The sequence below is a fragment of the Chamaesiphon sp. OTE_20_metabat_361 genome, assembly GCF_031364565.1.
This window is the reverse complement of sequence record NZ_JANLWO010000455.1, coordinates 1-4,509: the sequence shown is the minus strand read 5'-3', so window position 1 is coordinate 4,509 and position 4,509 is coordinate 1. Positions and strand designations below refer to the sequence as shown.

Genomic DNA, 4,509 nt, shown 5'->3' with positions numbered 1-4,509 from the left:
CAACCATTTGCCGTCAGCACTCTCACTGTAGCTTGATTGACGCGATCGAAAAATAACTTTTGGACGCAGCCTAAAATCATCCCTACGCGGTAACGTTGAGTGCCTTGTGCGGGGACTAATGCCGGGATGGTATCTTGAAATGTACTCAGAGATAGCTCGGGGAGATTGGACTCCATCCCCGCCAAATGTGGCGAAATTTTTTCGACGATTCTCGTCTGACGGACGAGTTTTTGTAAGCCGATTTTCTGATAGATAAATAGCGGAACCAGCAATACCCGCAGCCGATTGGGGTAAGGAAATAAGCCAAAGATAAATTGCCGATATAACCGCTCGACAAGTGGACGCTGGTGATTGCGTTCGATTTGGGGACGCATCGCCGCAATTAGCTTGTCATACTGCACCCCAGACGGGCAGGTAGTCGTACATGCCAGACAACCCAAGCAACTATCAAAATGACTGACAACCGCAGGTGTGAGGTCGATTTCACCCTGATTGAGGGCATCCATCATGTACACTCGTCCCCGAGGTGAATCCATTTCTGTCCCCAGCACGCGGTAACTAGGGCAAGTGGAGAGACAAAAGCCACAATGCACGCAAGCATCGATGAGTTTAGGGTCCGGCGGATGTTGGGTGTCTAGGCTAGGAGATTGCATGAGGTTCGGTGGTTAAGCCATTGCTATTAGACTTCGTTTTCGCTGATGCTCTACCCCCCCAACCCCCCCTTATAAAGGGGGGGCTTTTGCTCCCTCCCCTTTATAAGGGGAGGGCTGGGGTGGGGTAACTATAATCATCTTAATTATCAATTATCAATTATCAATTATCAATTGACCTAACTACCCATTTCCACAGCGGATGAGAGCTGCCTTGCTTGCGAATCTTACCCACGTGCTCGATCAATCGTTGATATTCTGCTGTGGGTAAGCCCCAAATTTGATTTCGGCTTTGCCAGACTAAAGTGCCTGCCATCATCCCGATACACAAGCACAAACCAAAAGCCGGAATCGGCTGAAAAGCCAGTCCGTATCTAACCGCAGCCCAGGTAAAATCTTCTTGAATCAGACTAATAGGATAACGCAATTCCCAGAGACTATAGGCACCTACTGTCAACCATAATAATCCGATCGCAATCCATCGCAGATAGATAGTGATGCGATAGAGGCGAGCCACTTGGTTTTTAAAAATTGGGTCGAGTTCGATTTCTAGAGCATCTGCTGGTAAATTCACTTTAGACATAGAATAGCAAGTTTGTCATTGCAGCAACTCAAAAAGTATCTGCTAGGATTCAGTACCGATAGGAGCTGGATTGGACGGCGTGGGATGACGTTCGCGCCACCAAGCGAAGAGGGTACTAGCGATAAAAATACTCGAATAGGCTCCAGCCGTGAAGCCAATAATCAAGCATAAGGCAAAGTTCTTGAGTGTTTCACCCCCGAATAAATAAATCGATAGTAATGTCAGCAGTACAGTTAAAGTAGTGTTGATCGATCGAGACATGGTTTGATTGACCGCATCGTCTACAATTTTGTCGATCGGTTGGTTGGGATCGATCGTGATTACTTCCCGAATACGATCGTAAATAACGACCGTATCGTTAACAGAAAAACCGATAATTGTCAATAGTGCTACGACAAATAAACTGTCGATTTCTACGCCACTAACTAAACCCAAAATCGAGAAAATGCCAGTAGTAATCAAGACGTCATGGAATAGTGCGATAAAGGCAAAGAAAGCATAGTCAAATTTGAACCGGAAGGTGAGATATAACAGAATCAATCCAAATGATAAGCCGATCGCAATCAAGCCATTTCTAAATAATTCCTCGCCGAGAGTCGGCCCAACAGTGTCATTTTGGGTTTTCTGAGGATCGAATTTACCGATTTTTTCACTCAAGGCAGCTTCGAGTTTAGTTCTAGAGTCAACTTTGAGATCTTTAGTTCTAATCGATAAACCTGTCGAATCTTTACCCACCACTTGAATGATCGGCTCGACAATTCCCTGATTCTTGACGATCTCGCGCACGATTGCAATATCGATCGGTTTACAATTATTCGCGATCTTACAGTCGAGTTCATACTGTAATTTCGAGCCGCCTGTAAAATCTAATCCTCTCCGTAAAGGCGATCCGATCTCTGGATTTGTCCACGATAAAATCATCGAAACAATTCCCGCTAAAATTACGGCGCTGGATAACAGCCACCACCATTTACGCTGTTTAGTAACACTGAATTTCTTCATAATTTAATAGCTTATTTACTTAGTTACTAAGCTAGGGACATTGGGAGCAAAAAGCTGGGTTTTTTGACGGAGGGCGGGAAAACCTAGCACTAATAACAGCAAAAATGTGCGGGTACAAGTCAGCGATGTAAATAAACTGATCGCGACCCCAACTGCTAAAGTAACGGCATATCCTTTTACCAATCCCGAACCGAAGAAGAATAAAGCACCGCAGGAAATCAACGTTGTGACGTGGCTATCCAAGATACTATCGAAGGCGCGGTGAAAACCTGCCTCTACCGACTTATACAAAGTTTTACCCGTCTGGAGTTCTTCGCGGGTGCGCTCGAAGATCAGCACGTTGGCATCGACAGCCATCCCGATACTGAGAATAAATCCAGCGATGCCTGGGAGCGTCAAGGTGACTTCTAAAATATTAAAAGCGGCTAATGAGAGGAGCGAGTAAATTATCAGCGCAAAGTCCGCTACTATTCCGGGTAAGCGATAGTATACAGCCATAAAGATGGCGACTAGTATCAATCCACCGATACCTGCATAAACACTACTTAAGATGCTGTCTCGCCCCAGTGTTGCACCAACAGTGCGGTTTTCGACAATTTCGACGGGAAAAGGCAGGGAACCACCTCGAAGTTGCACGGCTAAGTCATTGGCTGCTTCGGTAGTAAAGTTGCCCGTAATCACGGCTTTACCGCCAGCAATCCCCGTTGCGGCAAATTGTGCGCCGACAGTTGGGGTGCTAATCGGGTCATTATCCAGGAAAACACCGATCGAGCGACCCGTTCCTGCTAAATTTTTGGTTAGTTTGGCAAAAGCATCGCCACCAGCACCGTCAAATTCGATCGAGACTTCCCACGCGCCAGCACCCACTGGTTCGGGATTGGCGCGTCTGAGTTGCTTACCCGTAATTGCGGCAGGATCGAACAATTTGCTAATCTCAACGTAGGATTGCTCGATCGCGGCTTGATTTTTGGCGATCGCTTGTTTGTCTGTGGATTTAGACTTCTTCAAAGCTGCTTGCTGGTCTTTTGCGGCTTTGAGTACTGGTAGCTCTGCACTCAATTGTCCCTCAGTGCCAGCTTTTTGTTCGCGAAATTCGAGTTGAGCTGTACCGCCGAGAACGCGTTCTGCTTGCTGCGGATCGTTAACGCCAGGTAATTGGACTAAAATCTGATTATTACCAGCCGATTGGATCAGTGCTTCCGATACACCTAGACCATTAATCCGATTTTCAATTACCTTTTGAACAGCACTGATATCTTGGTCGGAGATCGTGGGGCGATCTTTAGTTGGTTTTATCTGAATAGTCAATTGCGATCCGCCTTGTAAATCTAATCCCAAGCGCATTGGCTTGTTGACTAGCAACGTAATCGCAGCGATAACTAAGACTAAAATTAAGCCTAAAATAACACGCTGTTTTTGCATAAGTTGAAACTAAGGATACGGGATAGTCGATAATTAAGTTTTTATATTAGAAAAGCTAAATTTTAGCGATCGGCAATTAAATTTAAATTGATACCGGATATTGTTATGGGCTGTGGGGTCTAGAGGATGTGACGATCGCCAGTTCGCTCTGTTGACCCTGCACCCATTTACGCCACATCTTTAGAGTTTGCCATCAACCATTTTCTCGATCGCTTCCGCAATCTGTGGGGGTTGAATAATCGTCAGGTATTCTAACTTTCCATTATAAGGAGTCGGAATATCCTGTGACGACATCCGCAAGACGGGCGCATCTAATTCATCAAAGAAATTATCCACGATCGAAGCCGTTAATTCAGCACCGATACCGCCAGTCCGCATACACTCTTCAACAATGATGACTTTATGCGTCTTCTTAATCGATGCCCCAATTGTTTCGAGATCTAACGGTTTGAGCGAAATCAAGTCAATAATTTCGGGATCGTAACCTTTACCTTCGAGGGATTTCATCGCCTGGGTACAGTGATGGCGCATCCGTGAGTAGGTGAGGACGGTGACATCTTTACCAGGACGCACGATTTCGGCTTTGTCCAGTGGGAGGAGATATTCATCATCTGGCAAGTCCTCCTTGAGGTTGTAGAGCAGGACATGCTCAAAGAATAAGACGGGATTCTCATCTCTGATTGCCGACTTGAGCAACCCTTTAGCATTGCGTGGCGTCGAACAAGCGACGATTTTCAGACCCGGAACTGCTTGGAAATAGGCTTCTAAACGCTGGGAATGTTCCGCACCCAACTGTCTACCCACACCACCAGGGCCGCGAATCACCAACGGAATCGTAAAATTACCGCCAGA

Annotated in this window: 5 protein-coding genes; all 5 read right to left on the bottom strand. The window is 46.0% G+C overall.

Annotated elements, in window-relative coordinates:
* The coding region (locus RMO35_RS13430; protein WP_309741806.1) for a 4Fe-4S dicluster domain-containing protein at window positions 1–653 on the bottom strand (653 nt) is incomplete at its 3' end.
* Window positions 654–813: 160 nt separating this feature from the next.
* Complete coding sequence (locus RMO35_RS13425; protein ID WP_309741805.1) at window positions 814–1,233, bottom strand: hypothetical protein; 420 nt, start codon at window positions 1,231–1,233, stop codon at window positions 814–816.
* Between the two features lie 42 nt (window positions 1,234–1,275).
* Window positions 1,276–2,235, bottom strand: a complete 960-nt coding sequence (gene secF, locus RMO35_RS13420) for a protein translocase subunit SecF (protein WP_309741804.1) — start codon at window positions 2,233–2,235, stop codon at window positions 1,276–1,278.
* Between the two features lie 15 nt (window positions 2,236–2,250).
* Complete coding sequence (gene secD / locus RMO35_RS13415) at window positions 2,251–3,657, bottom strand: protein translocase subunit SecD (RefSeq protein WP_309741803.1); 1,407 nt, start codon at window positions 3,655–3,657, stop codon at window positions 2,251–2,253.
* Between the two features lie 180 nt (window positions 3,658–3,837).
* Window positions 3,838–4,509, bottom strand: a 672-nt coding sequence (locus RMO35_RS13410; RefSeq protein WP_309741802.1) for a transketolase C-terminal domain-containing protein, incomplete at its 5' end; no start/stop codon positions are given.

What these genes read in the sequence shown, in the direction of transcription:
- RMO35_RS13425 (WP_309741805.1), bottom strand. Translation starts at nt 1,233, where the DNA reads ATGTCTAAAGTGAATTTACCAGCAGATGCTCTAGAAATCGAACTCGAC.
- secD (WP_309741803.1), bottom strand. Translation starts at nt 3,657, where the DNA reads ATGCAAAAACAGCGTGTTATTTTAGGCTTAATTTTAGTCTTAGTTATC.
- secF (WP_309741804.1), bottom strand. Translation starts at nt 2,235, where the DNA reads ATGAAGAAATTCAGTGTTACTAAACAGCGTAAATGGTGGTGGCTGTTA.